We start from the raw sequence: 15,403 nt of genomic DNA on the forward strand, positions 1-15,403 counted from the left end.
GGGTCGGCGCCGTTGACTGAACCCATGACCATCAGCCCCGTCGTCGTCCTCGTCGCAGTCGCCGCCATCGGCAGCGCCGCGAGCGGTGGAATCTTCTACGCTTTCTCGACCTTCGTGATGCGCGGCCTCGACCGCACCGGTGCGGTCGCCGCGATCACCGCCACGCGCGGCATGAACGCCGAGGCCAATACGAACGCGCCATTCCTGCTGTTCCTGCTCGGCTCGGCGCTGCTCTCGTTGATTGTCGGCGTCGTGGCGCTCACGCAAATCGGCCGGCCGGGCAGTTGGTTCCTGCTGGCCGGCGCGATCTTCGGGGTTGTCGGCGTCCTGGTCACGATGCTGTTCAACGTGCCGCTCAACAATCACCTCGACAGGGTCGACCTGGCCGACGCGGCCGCAGAATGGCAGGCCTACCTGACCACCTGGACCGCGTGGAACCACGTACGCACCGCATCCGGGTTCGTCGGTGCAGCGCTGCTGCTGATCGGGCTGGCTTACCGTTGAGGTCCAGCACCACCGCGTTTGTAACGTGGCGGCGGTCTGGCGCGGGCGGTTTCAAGGTTTGGTTGCAACAGCTGATGGTTCGGGCGGGTTCGAGAGTAGTTCGTCGAGGGCCTCGGCCGGAGTTTTCCAGCCCAGTGTTTTGCGTGGGCGGGTATTGAGTTTGGCTGCGACGTAGTCGAGGTAGTCCGGTGGGAACACCGACAGGTCGGTGCCCTTAGCAAAGTATTGGCGTAACAACCCGTTGGTGTTTTCGTTGGTCCCGCGCTGCCAGGGTGAATGCGGATCGCAGAAGTAGATGTCGATGTCGGCGGCCTTGGCGGTGGCTACGTGGTTGGCCATCTCCTTGCCCTGATCCCAGGTCAGCGTTTTACGCAGGATCGCCGGCAGCGCCGCCATTTTCGCCACGATCGCCTCCTGTACTGCGACCGCGCCGTGGTCGTGGGGCAGGTGCAAGAGCATCGTGAAGCGGGTCGTGCGCTCCACAAGGGTTCCGATTGCAGTCTTGTTCTCGGTACCGGTGATCAGGTCGCCCTCCCAGTGCCCGGGCAGGGCGCGGTCGTTGACGTCGGGTGGGCGCTCGCTGATGTTGACCATGTCGGGAATCCGACCCCGCCGCTCATCGGCGCGCCGTTGGGGCTTGCGTAGGGCACGCCCAGTGCGCAGGCAGGTATGCAGTTCGCGGCGTAGGTTGCCTTTGCCCTGCACGTAGATGGCCTGATAGATGGTTTCGTGGGACACCCACATCTCCGGCTCGTCGGGGAAATCCAGCCTCAGGCGTTTGGCGATCTGCTCGGGGCTGTGCTCATCGTGCAACCGATTCTGCACCTCATCGTGCAACCGTTCATTGATCGCCAGCTTGCCTGGCTTGGTCCGGCGAGCCCGGTCAGCGGCATGCGACTGAGCCAGATCGGCCCGATACTTCGGTTTGGTTGTCGGCCCGCCGTGCCACCGGGCACCGAACCGATACCGTGCCCGGTATCGACCACGGCACCACCCATTCCGACCGATTTCCCGCATGATCGTTGTCGGATGGCGATCCAACCGTCGCGCCATCTGCTGGATCGGCTCTTGCCTGGCCACGCCGTCTTGGATCTCGTTGCGCTCTTCAATGGTGAGCCGGGGCCGCGTGCGCGGAGCCGACTCGTCGCGAATCCTAGGTCTCACTCCACCAGCATCAGCAAACCAACGCCTACCGCTGGTTTCCGACGCGCCGACGGCCACCCCGGCCTCACTGGGGGTCATTCCCTGTTTGATGTGATCCCAGAACTGAGGGCCGGCACAGGCCAACCCACACAGACGACGTGCACGCATCAACAACTCCTCAGCTAGAAGCTGTTGCATTCACCCCCAGAACCTAAGGCGCGTTTCTCCTCCACTGCGTTACGAACGCGGAGTGCATGGCCCGCGTGAAAGACGTTGGCGGTCAAAGCCCCACGCGGTATATCGCCGAGTGGCCAGTTGCGTCACGCTATTTTGCGGATCACGTGTCATAACTGGCCACTGGGCGTCAACTCCGTTTGAACGCGGCCGCCACGATCCCGGCCGCGGCCAGCGCGAGCACTGCCGCGATGATCGCCGTCGGCGCGATACCGGAATCGAAGGCGATGCGGGCCGATTCGAGTAGCTGGTCCCCGATCTTGGCGGGCAGATCGGCGGCCACCGAGGTGGCACCGCCGATACTTTCACCGGCGTCGGTGGCCTGCGCCGGGGTCAGCCCGGCCGGCACCTGGATGTTGTTGCGGTAGAACGCCGTGAAGATGGTGCCCAGCGTCGCGGTGCCCACCACCGCACCCAGCTCGTAGGCGGTCTCCGAGACTGCCGATGCGGCACCGGCTTTGGCGGCCGGCACCGAGGCCACGATGGTGTCGTTCGACACGGTCTGGGAGATACCGACGCCGAGCTCGAGCACGATGAACGACACGATCACCGCGACCACCGACAGATCGTGGCGGAATGCCAGGATCATCAGGAAGCCGAGTGCGACGAAGATCAACCCGGTGATCATCAACGTCTGCGGGGCGAAGCGTTTCGCAAGCTGGACCACGCTTATTCCGGCGATCATCGACACCACCGCGCCCGGGAGCGTCACCAGACCGGCCGCCAGCGGGGACAGGCCCAGCACCAGCTGCAGGTGCTGCGAGATGAAGAAGATGAACCCGATCAACCCCACGATGGACAGGAAGTTCGCCAGGATCGACGCGCTGAACGGTGCGTAGGAGAACAACCCCATGTCGAGCATCGGTGTGGCACTGCGCTTCTGGCGGCGCACGAACAGCGCTGCCGACGCGATACCGACGACCAGGGCCAGCCCGACGAAACCCGACAACCCGTCGTGGGCGGCGGTCTTGATCGCCCACACGAACGGCAGCATCGCCGTGAACGACAACACCACGCTGACCAGATCCAGGGGGCCCGGGTTCGGGTCACGCGATTCGGGCACCAGGCGGGGGCCGAGCACCAGCAGTGGCAGCAGGATCGGCACCGCCACGAGGAACACCGAGCCCCAATGGAAGTGCTGTAGCAGTGCGCCGCCGACGATCGGGCCCAGCGTCGAGCCCGCTGTGAAGCACGACGCCCAGATGGCGATCGCGAGCCGGCGCGACGAGGCCTCGGTGAAGATGTTGCGGATCAGCGACAGCGTCGACGGCATCAGCATCGCACCGAACACGCCGAGGGCCGCGCGTGCGGCAACCAGGTAGGCCGCGCTAGGCGCAAATGCCGCTGCGACCGAGACGATCGCGAAGCCGGTGGCGCCGATGAGTAGCAGGCGGCGCCGGCCGAACCGGTCACCGAGCCCGCCCATGGCGACCAGCAGTGCAGCCAGCACCAGGGAGTAGACGTCGACGATCCACAGCTGGGTGGATGCGGAGGGCCGGAAATCTTCGGCGATCGCGGGCAGTGCGAACGCCAGCACGGTGTTGTCGATGGCGATCAGCAACACCGGCAGCATCAGCACCGCCAGCGCCACCCAGGCGCGGATGGGGGCGGTGACCGTCGGCGAAGCGGCGAGACGGGGGGACATCGGGGGGCTCCAGAAAAGTGTGGTCAGCCGCGCGGGATCTGAATGGTGCCCGCGGTCAGGCTGGTCATGATGGCGTCGACGATTTGGTGGCGCGGTGTGCCGTCCTGCCTGGCGGCTTCGTAGCCGGCGTCGAGGAGGGCCCAGAACACGCGTCGGGCCCACCCTGGGGGGTATTCGGGCCGCTCGACCGAGGCTCGGGTGAGCACTTCGACGATCGCCTCGTCGCCGGTATCCAGGTGGGTTGCCAGCTCGCGATCGGCCAGGATCGTCGGCTCGCGGTAGACGAACAGCACGATCGGGCCCAGGTCGAGTTGGCTTTCCACGACGCGTCGCAATGCCGCGTCGGCCGGCCCGTGCGTCGGGTCGGCGCGGTCGATGGCCGCGTTGCTGAGTTCGTGGACGTGAAGGGCGAGCGCCCGCAACAGATCGGTGCGCTCCGGGTAGTACCGGTGCACGGTGCTGCGGCCGACGTCGGCGGCAGCCGCGATATCGCTGAGCGAGGCGGACGGATTGTCCGCCAGGACCGTCATGGCGGCATCGAGAATCGCCTTGCGGGTGCGCTCACGCGGCCCGCTGTGCGTCGATACCGAACTGGTCATGAATCAAAATCTAGCATAGCTGTGCCGAAGTGGGACAGTGATGTCCCACACGCTAGCTGGGTGGGGTGAACCCGCTGGTCGGAGGCGGTAGGGGAGCGCTGGGATAGGGAGCCGGGTACGCCGCAACGGGAGCCTGCGGCATCAACCGGGCCATCGCACGTCGGTGCCGTTCGGCCAGCACCGCGGCCAGCACGTACTCGACCGGCGCGCCTGGCGGCGGCGGGGGGGAGATGCGCGAGGCCACCTCGCCGAAGATCCGATGCCCCATCTCCTGGCGTACGGGCGGATCGAGTTGGGCCGAGCGGGACAGGAACTGCCGGGCGAGTTCGACCTGCTCGGGTCGAAGGCCCGACAGTTCCAGCGAGCCGGCCCACCAGGCCAGCGCCGGCGGCATGACCGGTGGGGGGTTCAGCCTGGGTCCGCGCTCACTGATCACCACGGTTCCGGCGAAGATGTCGCCGAGCCGTTTACCCTTGGCCGACACCAGGCTGCTGATCACCGCGGGCCCGCCGGTCAGCATCCAGATTTCGACGAACCCGGCCAGTCCACGGAACAGGGCCTGGCGGAAACGTTCCGGACCGCCGTCCTCGGCCACCACCCGCAGCCCCAACGCCATCTTGCCCAACGACCGGCCGCGGGTCGCGGTCTCCATCACCACCGGATAACCCACCAGGGTCAGCACCGTGAAGATGATGAGTATCGCGGCCGACAGCGCATCATCGAGCTGACTCAGCGTCAGCGACCACAAGACCAAACCGACCACGTACCCGATCGCGATCACCACGATGTCGATCAATACGGCCAACGTGCGTACCGGCAACTGGGCGATCGCCACGTCGAGGACGACGGCGTCCCCGGTCACCACCGGCGCGGGCTGCCAAACCATACCGACACACGCTACCGACTACGCTTTGTCGGGTGGATGTCGATGCGTTCGTCGTGGCCCATCGCCCCACCTGGGACCGGTTGGAACAGTTGGTAAAACGACGCCGCCGGTTGACCGGAGCCGAGGTAGACGAGCTCGTCGACCTCTATCAGCGGGTCTCCACCCACCTGTCGATGGTGCGATCTGCCTCGCAGGATTCGGTTCTGGTGGGGCGGCTGTCGAGCCTGGTGGCCCGGGCACGTGCCGCGGTGACCGGTGCGCACGCCCCGCTCTGGCGTGAATTCGTCCGGTTCTGGACCGTGTCCTTCCCGGTGGTGGCCTACCGGTCCTGGCGTTGGTGGTTGGGATCGGCAGCGGCGTTCTTCATCGTGACCGTGGCACTGGCGCTGTGGGTGGCGGGCAATCCGGATGTGCACGCAGCCATCGGAACCCCGAGCGAGATAGAGGAATTGGTCCACCACGATTTCGAGTCGTACTACAGCGAGCATCCGGCCGGTTCGTTCGCCTTGCAGGTGTGGGTGAACAACTCCTGGGTGGCCGCGCAGTGCATCGCCTTCGCGATCCTGCTCGGCCTGCCCATCCCGTACGTGTTGTTCCAGAACGCGGCGAACCTCGGTGTGATCGCCGGGTTGATGTTCAGTGCGGGCAAGGGGGATCTGTTCCTCGGCCTGATCACCCCCCACGGACTGCTGGAGATGACGGCGGTGTTCCTGGCCGCCGCGGTGGGGATGCGGTTGGGCTGGACGGTGATCGCACCCGGTGACCGGCCCCGAGCACAGGTGCTGGCCGAACAGGGCCGGGCGGTGGTCGCCGCGGCGATCGGACTGGCCGTGGTGCTCCTGCTGTCCGGCCTGATCGAGGCCCTGGTCACCCCGTCGCCGCTGCCCACCTGGATGCGGATCGGCATCGGCATCGCCGCCGAACTCGCCTTTCTCGGTTACGTATTCCACTTCGGACGCAAGGCCGTCCGGGCGGGGGAGAGCGGCGACCTCGAAGACGCCCCCGACGTGGTGCCGACGGGTTAGAGCTTGCCCGCGGCCTTCATCGCCAGGTAGCGGTCGGCCAGGGCCGGCGCCAGATCCTCGGGCCGGGCATCCACGACGTCGACGCCGTGGCCCCGCAGTCGAGACGCGATGGCCCGGCGGTCATTGCGGGCCCGCTCGGCCGCCGCCGCGTCGTACACCGCAGCGGCATCGGAACGACCGGCCGCCAACTGGTCCACCCGCGGATCGGACACCGCGGCCAGTAGGACCTGATGGCGCGCCGACAGCAGCGGCAGCACCGTCATCAGCCCCTCGTCGAGCGCCGAGGCGTTCAGGTCGGTCAGCAGTACCACCAAAGCCCGGCCCCGCACCCGGCGTGACACAGCCGAAACCATCGCGGTCGCATCGGATTCCACCAGTGCCGGCTGCAACGGTGCCATCGCCGAGACGAGCGCGGCCAACAGTTCGGTGCGCGAGGCGCCCCACACCCCGGCGCGGGTCACCCGGTCGATGGCCAGGAAGTCGACATGATCCCCGGCGCGGGCAGCCAGCGCTGCCAACAGCAGCGCCGCGTCCATCGACCAGTCCAGTCGCGGCCACCCGCCCGGATCGAGTGCGGTCGGGTCCACGCCGACTCGGCCGGCCGAGGTGCGCCCGGTGTCGAGGACGATCACCACCCGCCGGTCGCGTTCCGGACGCCACGTGCGCACCACCACGTCGGCGCGCCGGGCAGTGGCACGCCAATCGATCGAGCGCACGTCGTCGCCGACCACATACTCACGCAGCGAGTCGAATTCAGTTCCCTGGCCGCGGATCAGCACCGGGATCGCACCATCCAACTGCCGCAGCCTGGCCAGCCGGGACGGCAGGTGCTTACGGGAAAGGAACGGCGGCAGGACCCGTACCTGGCCGGGCAGCCGCTGTGAGCGTTGCCGGCCGGCCAGGCCCAGCGGGCCGATCGAGCGCACCGTGACCAGCTCGCACCGCTGGTCGCCGCGGCGCACCGGGTGCAGTCGGGTGGCCAGGGAAACCTGTTGTCCGGCATCGATGTTGACCTGGTGTGCCCGCGGTTGCGCCGACGCGCTGGGTGGCCAGGCATCGCGGATCGCGCCGCGCACCGCCCGTCGTCCGGTATTGGTCACGGTGAGCACCGCGTCGATGGTCTGGCCCAGGCGGGCGGTGGACTCACCGCCGCGGACGATCGCCAACCCGCCGATCCGGCCGGCGAGGGCGACATCGGCCGCCACAGCCGCGGCCAACAGAGCCGCGAGTACGAGGAAGGCCGTTGCCGGCCATGGGGCCAACGCGATCGGCAGCACACATACCAGTGCCACCAGACCCGCGCGGCCGGTGAGAACCATCAGCGCGGAACCGGGACGGCGGCCAGGATGCCGTCCAGCACTCCGTCGGGGGTGGCACCTTCGAGTTCGGCCTCGGGACGCAGCGCCACCCGGTGGCGCAGCGTGGACCGGGCCATCGCCTTGACGTCGTCAGGAGTCACGTAGTTGCGGCCGGACAGCCAGGCCCAGGACCGCGACGTGGCCAGCAGTGCGGTCGCGCCGCGCGGTGACACGCCGAGCTGCAGCGACGGGGAATGCCTGGTGGCCCCGACGATGTCGACGATGTAGCCCAGCACCTCGTCACCGGCCAGAACCCGCCGGACCGCGTCGCGCCCGGCCGCGAGCTCGGCCGCCCCGGCTACCGGCCGCACGGCAGACAGGTCCCCCGGATCGAAGCCCTGGGCGTGCCGGCTCAGAATCGCGATCTCCTGATCCCGCGGCGGCAGCGGCACCGTGAGCTTCAGCAGGAAGCGGTCCAGCTGGGCCTCGGGCAGCTGATAGGTGCCCTCGTACTCGATCGGGTTCTGGGTGGCCGCCACGATGAACGGGTCGGGCAGTGGCCGCGGCGTGCCGTCGACGCTGACCTGACGCTCCTCCATGGCCTCCAGAAGTGCCGCCTGCGTTTTCGGTGGCGTCCGGTTGATCTCATCGGCCAGCAGCAGGTTGGTGAACACCGGGCCGGCGCGGAACTCGAACTCGGCGGTGCGCGCGTCGTACACCAGGGAACCGGTGACATCGCCGGGCATCAGGTCCGGCGTGAACTGCACGCGCTTGAACTCCAACTGCAGGGCCGCCGCCACAGTGCGCACCAGCAGCGTCTTGGCCACCCCGGGCACACCCTCCAGCAGCACGTGCCCACGGCACAGCAGCGCGACCATCAGGCCGCTGATCACCGCATCCTGACCGACCACCACCTTGGCGATCTCATTGCGCAGGGCCAGCAGGGCTTCACGGGCCGAATCCGATTCGGGGTTGGGCTGAGTCACGACTGCGCGACCTGCCTTTCGATGTCGTCGAGTTGATGTGCGAGGTGGACGAGTTCGGCGTCGTTGGTGGGCGGCGGGCCGAACAGGATGTGGCCGGCCGTGTTCGAGTCGGTACCGCAGCGCGCGGCGACGGCGGCGACGACGGCCTGCGGTGCGTCAGCGGAGTTCAGGCCGAGCCTGGGCAACAGACGGCCCAGTGTGGCGGTGCGCAACGCGACGGCGGCCCGGTCACGCGCCCGGCGGGAGCGGTACAACCGGCCACGCCCCTCGACGGTTTCCGAGGCGCGGACCACCACCGGCAGGGATTCGGTGACCAGCGGACCGAGACGCCGCCCCTGCGCCAGCGCGAGCAGCGCGACCACCAGGCACAGCTGCAGGACGATCCAGCGGACCTGCGGTGGCATCAGCTCCGACAGCGTGCCGTCCCCGGTCGACTCGGTCTCGAAATGCTGTGGCGCATACCAGATCACCCGTGGCGACGCGCCGGACAGATTCATCGCCAGCGCTGCATTGCCCGCTTTGAGCAGGCCCGAGTTCGTCATGAAAGAGCCGGCGCCGACCACCGTGACGGTGCGCTGCCCGTCGCGGTAGCGGACCAGCGCGCCGTCGTAGCACGACGTCAGCGACGTCCCGTCGGCGGCAGTGTAGGTATCGGTGGTGCCCAGCTGTATCGTTCCGGCCCGGTTCGCCTCGGGCAGTTCACAATCCGGCTCGGCACCGCCGAACTCCGTGGGCTTGCCGAGCCGGATCTGCGGAGCCAGCTTCTCCCGGGTGAGACCGGACGGCGCGATCAGCAGCAGGTCGCCGGGGGTATCGGTGAGCCGGTCAACGGTCTCGTCGCTGGACAGAAACAGCGTCTGCGCCACCACCAACAGGGTGTCGGGCCGGGCGGCCTGTTTCACCGCGTCCACATCGGCGGCGGTGATCACCTCGACGCCGTGATCCCGCAACAGACTGACCAACGCGTGCGTGCCGACCGGCGACGTCGACTCGGGATCCATCGCGCCACCCGGGCGCGGTGCGGTCAGGTACACCGTCACGACGGACACCGCGACGATGACGGCCAACGCCAGCAGCACCCAACGTGCCGTGCGGAACCGCTCTCTCATCGCGCTCCAGCAGTATCGAGGGCCGCGATCTGCCGGTAGGCCGATTCGGTTCCCGGCTGCTCACCGTAGGTGACGTCGTTGAATGTGGTTGCCGCGCTGAACAGTCCGGCCGACATGCCCGGTAGTGCGGCCGCGGCGTCACGGGCGAGTTCGGTGGCGGTGCGGCCCGGGACCGCGTCGAGAACCCCGGTTTCTTCAAGGTGACGGGCCAGCGCACGCACCCGGTGACGAATCGCAGCCGACCAATCACCCTGCGCAGCATATTGTTCGGCGACCGAACGGTGTTGTGCGGCGGTGAGCTCCTCGTTGCCGAACAGGGCATGGTCCGCGCCGCGCGCCGTACGCATGGTGCGCCGCGCGATCCGTACCGCCACCACAACGGCCACCACGAGCAGGATCGCCAGCACCGAGATGGTGAACCAACCACCGGGGATCTCCGAGCCCGCGGCGGTGAGGCGGTACAGCAGATCCTTGAGCCAGTCACCGATCTGATCGGTCGGTGACGCCCGCGGGTAGATCGGCTTGGTCAGCTCGTTCTGCGCGGCGTCGTGCGCGGCGTCACGGTCGATGTCGATGCCTGTCACCTCAGACGTACCGCGGCAGCCATAGTTGGTCGGCAGTTTCCACCGGTGCGCCCGCACCCGTCTGCAGCATCAGGTCGAACGCCTCGGCCCGGAACCGCCGGTCGGCGTAGAGCAGGACCACCACGCCCGCATTGAACGGTGCGGTGACGATCTGCCCGATCGCGGCGCCGACGGCACTCAGGATCAGCGCCGGCACCGTGGGGGCCTCGGCGACCATCGACATGGTCTGCCCAGCCACGTTGAACGGCGCACCCACACCCCAGGCCATCACCGCGGCCACGATCGTGGCGAGCACCCAGATGCCGAACACGCGCCAGAAGTCCTTGTTCACCAAGGTGAATGACCGCTTGACCGCATCGACGATGCCGCGCTGTTCCAGCACGATCACCGCGGGGGCGAACAGCAGAACCGTCGACCCGTAGAGCACCCCGACCAGCGCGAGCAGCACCAGTGGCATACCGACAGCCAACGCCGCCAACCGACCGCTGAGTGCGCCTGCACCGACAATCACGACCACGACGCCCGCGGCGACGACGACCAGAGCCAGGGCCTGCAGCGTCGTCAACCCGATCAGCGCCGGTAACCGTCCGCGCAGCCGCCGCCAAGCCTCGCCGATGGTGATGGCTCCGCCGAACACCGAGCGGCCGATCACCACCGTGAGCATGCCGCTGAGCAGAAGCGAGGCAAGCGTCGTGACGACGAAGCCGACGAACCCACCGGTGGCAAACGCCGCGAGCGTCCCGGCCGACGGACCTTCGCCCTGCAGCGTCGAGTCGAACTCGCCGAGTGCCGACAGCGGCCCGACTTGCAGTGCGAGCGTGATGATCTGCGACGCCAGAACCACCACGGTGGCCAGGCCCAGTGTCGCTTTCGGGTTGGTGCGGACGTAGGCGACCGCGCCGTTGAAGATGTCGATCAGGCTCAACGGGCGAAGCGGGATGACGTTCCCCGCCGAAAAGCCAGGAAGGTATGGCTGACCCGTCGTCATAGTTTCACCGTAGTTGCCGGTCACTAACTACGGTGAGGGGATGTCGACCGAGATCATCGTGCGCGGGTCGTTTTCCGCCTTTCAGCCGCCCGAACGTGCGACGGCCCATGCCACGCTGGGCTACGAGGGGCCGGCGATCGAGCCGGTGTACGAGCGGGTGGTCCGCGACCTGGACGCGGTGAAAGCCACGATCACCCCGCTGCACAACCGCGACGCGGGCCCGATCACCTGGTGGTCCACCGGCCAGGTCCGCACCTGGGCCAACCGGCCGTGGAACAACGAGGGCAAGCAGTTACCGCTCGTGCACCATGCAAGCGTCGACATCGAGGTCAAGTTCAGCGATTTCACCGCGCTGTCGCGATGGGTCGGCGGCCATGTCACCGAAACCGGCGGCTTTTCGTTGGCGCGGATCGAATGGGCGTTGACCGTCAAGCATCGCGATGAGTTGGTGGAGCTGGTGCACACCCGCGCCGTGCAGGACGCCGTCACCCGGGCCCAGCGCTATTCCGACGCACTCGGCCTCGGACCGGTGCGGCCGGTGGTGATCGGCGACGCCGGCATGCTGGCCCGGGCGCCGGAGGATTCGTCGCCCCCGCGGATGATGCGCGCCATGGCGACCCACGGCGGTGGGGCGCCCGAACTGGACTTCGCCCCCGCCGATATCGAGGTGTCGATGTCCGTCGATGCGAAATTCGTGGCGGGCGAGAACTGATCGCGGCGTAGGTTGACCTCATGGCCGAGCTCAAGGACACGCTGCGCGCAGATCTAACCGCCGCGATGAAATCGCAAGACAAACTGCGTACCGCGACCCTGCGCATGATGCTGGCCGCTGTCCAGAGCGAGGAAGTCTCGGGCAAACAGGCCCGGGAACTGTCCGACGCCGAGGTGATCGCGGTGCTGGCCCGCGAATCGAAGAAGCGCGGCGAGGCCGCCGAGATCTACACCCAGAACGGCCGGGGCGAATTGGCGGCCAACGAGCACGCCGAGGCCAGGATCATCGACGAGTATCTGCCCACCCCGCTGACCGACGCCGAGTTGGCCGACGTCGCCGACACCGCCATCGCACAGGTAGCCGAGCAGATCGGGGAACGCCCCGGTGTGCGTCAGATGGGCCAGGTGATGAAGGCCGCCACCGCGATCGCTGCGGGCAAAGCCGACGGCAAGCGGTTGTCGGCGGCGGTCAAGTCGCGGCTCTGACTCAGGTCGGGATCCGCCACAGCGCTTCCTGGCTGACGCTGGCGATCAGCGTGCCCGCGGCGTCGTAGAGCGAGCCGCGCGTCAGGCCACGGGAATCGTTGTGGTTCGCCGCTTGCAGCTCGTAGCGGTGCCAGCCGTGGGGCAGAAACGGCCGGTGGAACCAGATGGAGTGGTCCAGGCTGGCCGCGAAGCCAAGGTCGGGCCGCAGCGGGACCGTCGGCGGAAGCGCTGAGGGGACCGGGCCGAGGTCGGACATGAAGGTCAGCGTGCAGGCCCGGATCATGGCATCGTCCTCGATCTCGGATTGCGCGCGGATCCAGAACGGCGAGATCGCGAACTCGGAGTCGTCGGACGGCATGGTGCGCAGATCGAACTTGTCGCCGAAATCCAGGACGTTGGGCTTCGGCGCGGCCGCATCGAACTCGAGCTTGGGCGGGGCGTCAGGAGACCACTCCAGACCGGGTTCGGGGTGATGGAACGAGGCGATCATCTCCAGGATCACCTTCCCGCCCTGACTGGCGGTGACGTGCCGGGTGGCGAATGCGCGTCCGTCGCGGATGCGGTCGACGTGGAACTCGACGTCGGCGTCGTAGCGTCCACCGCGGACGAAGTAGGCGTGCAACGACTGCGGAAGCTTGCCGTCATCCACGGTGGCGCCCGCCGCGCCCAGCGACTGGGCGGCGATCAGCCCGCCGAAGAGTCGCTCGGTACCACCTCGCCGCGGTTCACGAATGCAGAAATCATCACCATTGCGGTCGAACTGCAACAGTTCGGCGATCCAGCTCAGCGCGGCCATCGGCCGAGGCTATCAACCGCTTGGTTGGGGTCTTGGTCACACTCGCGCGAAATAGCTCTGGCCATCGGAGGCCATGCGCCCGAACGCCGCCTTGAGGACCGGCGCCAACGCTTTGAACGGGATCGCGAACAACGGTTTCGGCTCGATCGCCACGACCCAGGTGAACTCGGTCTGCCCATCGCCGGTGGGTTCGACCAGATAGTCCTCGGCGAACCGGCGCAGCGCCGGAATGTTGGCGTGGTCGACGGTGAACGAGTACCGCCGGCCCTCCTCCCAGCGGAAGAACGTCTCATGCACCCGCGCGATCCCCGGTGCCAGCGTCACCTCGCGGGAGGTGCCGACGCCGAACGGCCGCGGCGTCAACCAGGTCACGCGGGTGACCGACGGCCCCCACGCGGCCAGGGACTCATCGGACACCAGCGACTCCCACACCTTTTCGGGCGGCGCGGCGAACCGCTTCCGATAGGTGAAGATGTGCGGCGCCGTGGTGAAGAAGGCGTCGTCGGCGGGTTCCAGCGCGAACCGGGGCATGGTGCCAGCATGCCGCACAACGGCATTGCGGGATACTCGGATACCAGCGCATACCGGAGGGGGACCTATGACGGCGGCGCTCGCCGACCGCTACGAGCTACGTGGCGTGCTCGGCCGCGGCGGCATGGCCGAGGTACGCGATGGCTGGGACACCCGGCTGTCGCGCCCGGTCGCGATCAAGCTGCTCTATCCGGCTCTGGCCGCCGACGAGTTCACGCGTCGCCGATTCGAGGACGAAGCGCGCGCCGCCGCCGCACTGAACCACCCCAACATCGTCGCGGTCCACGACAGCGGTGACGACCACGGGACGCCGTACATCGTGATGGAACGGCTGCCCGGGCCCACCCTGGCCGAGGAGATCGCGGCCGGGCCGCTATCCGCCGACCGCGTGCGCTGGGTGCTGGCCGACCTACTGGGTGCGCTGACTGCCGCCCACAGCGCAGGCATCTTGCACCGCGACATCAAGCCCGGCAACGTCCTGATCGCCACGTCCGGCGCCGCCAAGCTTGCCGACTTCGGTATCGCCAAGACCGCCGGAACCGCCCACACTCACGCCGGAACCGTGTTCGGCACACCGGATTACCTCAGCCCGCAACGGATCACCGGCCAGCCGGCGTCGGCCTCCGACGACCTCTACGCCGTGGGAGTCATCGGCTATGAGGCGTTGACCGGGCGGCGGCCCTTCGACCGGGGCAACCCGATCGCCACCATGCGCGCAGTTGTCGACGAAGCCCTGATGCCGATCGGCATGCTGCGCCCCGACGTGGATCCAGCGCTGGTTCACGTCCTGGAGCGTGCGATGGCGCGGGATCCGGCCTACCGCTTCGCCGACGCCGATGCGATGCGGGTTGCCTTGCGCGCAGCCCCACCGGCACCCCCCGCGACCCTGATGCTGCCCGCCCCGCTGCCGCCGCGACGCTCGCGGGTCAAGATTGTGCTCGCGGCCCTGGCAGTCGTCGCTGCCGCCATCCTCGGCGCCATCCTGCTGATCGCCGACCCGCCACCGCAGCGCTCGCCCGTCACCCCGGTGACCTCTGTCGCGCCGACCGTGCCGGCCGTCACCAGCGTGCCCACCGTCACGCCGACACTGCCCGCGGACCAGTGGGAACGGGGCCCCGGCATCGGCAATGGGAACGGCCACGGCAATGGGAACGGGAAAGGCCAGGGGAATGGCAAGGGCAAGAAGGGCCACCCGCACGACTGACGGCTTCTGGCCCGCAAAAAAAGCAAGGCCCAGACCGGATTTCTCTGGTCTGGGCCTTGCTGCACTGTCGGGGTGGCGGGATTCGAACCCACGACCTCTTCGTCCCGAACTCCACGTCCTGGGCGTTTGATGATGCCTCGCGCGTTGGTCTAGTTGTATGAGTGCAGGTCATAGCGTTGGCAGTGTTGGCTGTAGATGATCGCTCGTGAAACTACTGCGGGCCAATTGCGGGCGGGGCTTGCCGAAACGGCAAGGAGAGTTGCCACGGTCACTTCGTCGGATTTGACGCCGCGGCTGGGCTGCTCGATCGCTCAGGCAGCCCAGCCAACGGAACGGCTGCTACCAGAACAGCATTGAGTCGCACACCCACTCGGGGAACTCGCCCCGGCAGATCGGGCAGTCGCCGTGCTGGGCGTAGTACTCGATGGCGGCCATATGGCCTCCTTTCCAAATAAGTAGAGCCCGCCGTGTTGCGGCCTCTATTCCTTACTTGTTCCGGAGCGCACGAATTACAGGGCGTGGCACAAACCCGCAGGTCCGGGGGGTGGGCCACGATCGTGACAGGAACCCGCCACCTGACCCCGCCCCAGTCAGGAAGCGCGATCTGTACGGAGTCTGGGAGATTACCGATATATCGCTAGATTCCCCAGACCCGTACACACGGAGACTCCTGA

At 67.8% G+C, this 15,403-nt stretch carries 16 protein-coding genes; 5 read left to right on the forward strand and 11 right to left on the reverse strand.

The annotated features are described in order from the left end of the window. Positions 1-24 precede the first annotated feature (24 nt). Positions 25-504, forward strand: coding sequence for an anthrone oxygenase family protein (locus JOF57_RS27630; RefSeq protein ID WP_209922460.1), 480 nt, complete (start codon positions 25-27; stop codon positions 502-504). A 51-nt stretch (positions 505-555) separates the two neighbouring features. Here the strand turns inward: JOF57_RS27630 and JOF57_RS27635 are convergent, their stop codons facing one another. From JOF57_RS27635 to JOF57_RS27650, 4 genes are all read right to left on the reverse strand, one after another. Continuing rightward, complete coding sequence (locus JOF57_RS27635; RefSeq protein ID WP_234937700.1) at positions 556-1,815, reverse strand: IS30 family transposase; 1,260 nt, start codon at positions 1,813-1,815, stop codon at positions 556-558. Positions 1,816-2,011: 196 nt separating this feature from the next. Then, the gene (gene lfrA / locus JOF57_RS27640) at positions 2,012-3,526 is read right to left on the reverse strand and encodes an efflux MFS transporter LfrA (protein ID WP_209922463.1); all 1,515 of its coding nucleotides are present in this window, start codon (positions 3,524-3,526) and stop codon (positions 2,012-2,014) included. Positions 3,527-3,549: 23 nt separating this feature from the next. Beyond that, positions 3,550-4,125: a TetR/AcrR family transcriptional regulator gene (locus JOF57_RS27645; protein ID WP_209922465.1), complete on the reverse strand. Its 576-nt coding sequence runs from the start codon at positions 4,123-4,125 to the stop codon at positions 3,550-3,552. Between the two features lie 52 nt (positions 4,126-4,177). Beyond that, entirely contained in the window at positions 4,178-5,011 is an 834-nt protein-coding gene (locus tag JOF57_RS27650; RefSeq protein WP_209922467.1) for an RDD family protein, read from the reverse strand. A 32-nt stretch (positions 5,012-5,043) separates the two neighbouring features. On the opposite strand from JOF57_RS27650, the gene JOF57_RS27655 reads away from it, so the two are divergent. Further along, the gene (locus JOF57_RS27655; protein WP_209922469.1) at positions 5,044-6,036 is read left to right on the forward strand and encodes a stage II sporulation protein M; all 993 of its coding nucleotides are present in this window, start codon (positions 5,044-5,046) and stop codon (positions 6,034-6,036) included. On the opposite strand, the gene JOF57_RS27660 is transcribed toward JOF57_RS27655, so the two are convergent. The 5 genes from JOF57_RS27660 to JOF57_RS27680 are packed head-to-tail and all read right to left on the reverse strand — an operon-like array spanning position 6,033 to position 11,001. Continuing rightward, positions 6,033-7,355 (reverse strand): DUF58 domain-containing protein, encoded by a 1,323-nt coding sequence (locus JOF57_RS27660; protein ID WP_209922471.1) that lies wholly within the window; start codon positions 7,353-7,355, stop codon positions 6,033-6,035. The two genes, JOF57_RS27655 and JOF57_RS27660, sit on opposite strands and share 4 nt — an antisense overlap. After that, complete coding sequence (locus JOF57_RS27665; protein ID WP_209922473.1) at positions 7,355-8,320, reverse strand: AAA family ATPase; 966 nt, start codon at positions 8,318-8,320, stop codon at positions 7,355-7,357. The genes JOF57_RS27660 and JOF57_RS27665 overlap by 1 nt, the downstream gene beginning before the upstream one ends. Next, positions 8,317-9,429, reverse strand: a complete 1,113-nt coding sequence (locus JOF57_RS27670; RefSeq protein ID WP_209922474.1) for a DUF4350 domain-containing protein — start codon at positions 9,427-9,429, stop codon at positions 8,317-8,319. Before JOF57_RS27670 ends, JOF57_RS27665 begins: the two co-directional genes overlap by 4 nt. Continuing rightward, the gene (locus JOF57_RS27675) at positions 9,426-10,013 is read right to left on the reverse strand and encodes a DUF4129 domain-containing protein (RefSeq protein ID WP_209922477.1); all 588 of its coding nucleotides are present in this window, start codon (positions 10,011-10,013) and stop codon (positions 9,426-9,428) included. Before JOF57_RS27675 ends, JOF57_RS27670 begins: the two co-directional genes overlap by 4 nt. Position 10,014: 1 nt before the next feature. Further along, a complete protein-coding gene (locus tag JOF57_RS27680; RefSeq protein ID WP_209922480.1) occupies positions 10,015-11,001 on the reverse strand; it encodes a DUF7847 domain-containing protein in 987 nt (328 codons plus the stop codon). Positions 11,002-11,041: 40 nt separating this feature from the next. On the opposite strand from JOF57_RS27680, the gene JOF57_RS27685 reads away from it, so the two are divergent. After that, positions 11,042-11,713, forward strand: coding sequence for an SIMPL domain-containing protein (locus JOF57_RS27685; RefSeq protein WP_209922482.1), 672 nt, complete (start codon positions 11,042-11,044; stop codon positions 11,711-11,713). 20 nt (positions 11,714-11,733) lie between these two features. Beyond that, a complete protein-coding gene (locus JOF57_RS27690; protein ID WP_209922484.1) occupies positions 11,734-12,198 on the forward strand; it encodes a GatB/YqeY domain-containing protein in 465 nt (154 codons plus the stop codon). 1 nt (position 12,199) lies between these two features. Here JOF57_RS27690 and JOF57_RS27695 read toward each other — a convergent pair whose 3' ends face one another. Together JOF57_RS27695 and JOF57_RS27700 are read right to left on the reverse strand one after the other, a co-directional pair. Further along, positions 12,200-12,994: an acyl-CoA thioesterase gene (locus JOF57_RS27695; protein WP_209922486.1), complete on the reverse strand. Its 795-nt coding sequence runs from the start codon at positions 12,992-12,994 to the stop codon at positions 12,200-12,202. A gap of 36 nt (positions 12,995-13,030) precedes the next feature. Then, entirely contained in the window at positions 13,031-13,525 is a 495-nt protein-coding gene (locus tag JOF57_RS27700) for an SRPBCC family protein (protein ID WP_209922488.1), read from the reverse strand. A 67-nt stretch (positions 13,526-13,592) separates the two neighbouring features. Between JOF57_RS27700 and JOF57_RS27705 the strand changes: the two genes are divergently transcribed. Continuing rightward, on the forward strand, positions 13,593-14,729 hold the full coding sequence (locus JOF57_RS27705; RefSeq protein ID WP_209922490.1) for a serine/threonine-protein kinase: 1,137 nt from the start codon (positions 13,593-13,595) through the stop codon (positions 14,727-14,729). Positions 14,730-15,403 lie beyond the last annotated feature (674 nt).

The sequence above is a fragment of the Mycolicibacterium lutetiense genome, assembly GCF_017876775.1.
Taxonomy (GTDB): Bacteria; Actinomycetota; Actinomycetes; order Mycobacteriales; family Mycobacteriaceae; genus Mycobacterium; species Mycobacterium lutetiense.